The organism is Halomonas faecis (assembly GCF_010993975.1).
GTDB classification, from domain to species: Bacteria; Pseudomonadota; Gammaproteobacteria; order Pseudomonadales; family Halomonadaceae; genus Halomonas; species Halomonas faecis.
Genome location: NZ_JAACZO010000050.1, coordinates 1 through 596, shown reverse-complemented (window position 1 = coordinate 596; position 596 = coordinate 1). Strand labels below are relative to the sequence as shown.

The window sequence follows — 596 nt, the reverse complement described above, 5'->3', positions numbered from 1 at the left end:
ACCCAAACAGTCTTTGCTCTGGTCGATCAGGTAATTCAATGTGAGCACTTGCCGCGAAACAGCGAGTCGTCGATTAAGGAGGTGATCCAGCCGCAGGTTCCCCTACGGCTACCTTGTTACGACTTCACCCCAGTCATGAACCACACCGTGGTGATCGCCCTCCCGAAGGTTAGGCTAACCACTTCTGGTGCAGTCCACTCCCATGGTGTGACGGGCGGTGTGTACAAGGCCCGGGAACGTATTCACCGTGACATTCTGATTCACGATTACTAGCGATTCCGACTTCACGGAGTCGAGTTGCAGACTCCGATCCGGACTGAGATCGGCTTTTCGGGATTAGCTCGTCCTCGCGAACTCGCAACCCTTTGTACCGACCATTGTAGCACGTGTGTAGCCCTACCCGTAAGGGCCATGATGACCTGACGTCGTCCCCACCTTCCTCCGGTTTGTCACCGGCAGTCTCCCTAGAGTTCCCGACCGAATCGCTGGCAAATAGGGACAAGGGTTGCGCTCGTTACGGGACTTAACCCAACATTTCACAACACGAGCTGACGACGGCCATGCAGCACCTGTCACTCGGCTCCCGAAGGCACACC

Annotated in this window: 1 rRNA gene; it reads right to left on the bottom strand. The window is 56.2% G+C overall.

What is annotated here, in order from left to right:
• Nucleotides 1-74: 74 nt before the first annotated feature.
• Nucleotides 75-596, bottom strand: a 16S ribosomal RNA gene (locus GFD32_RS14545); the annotation flags it as partial.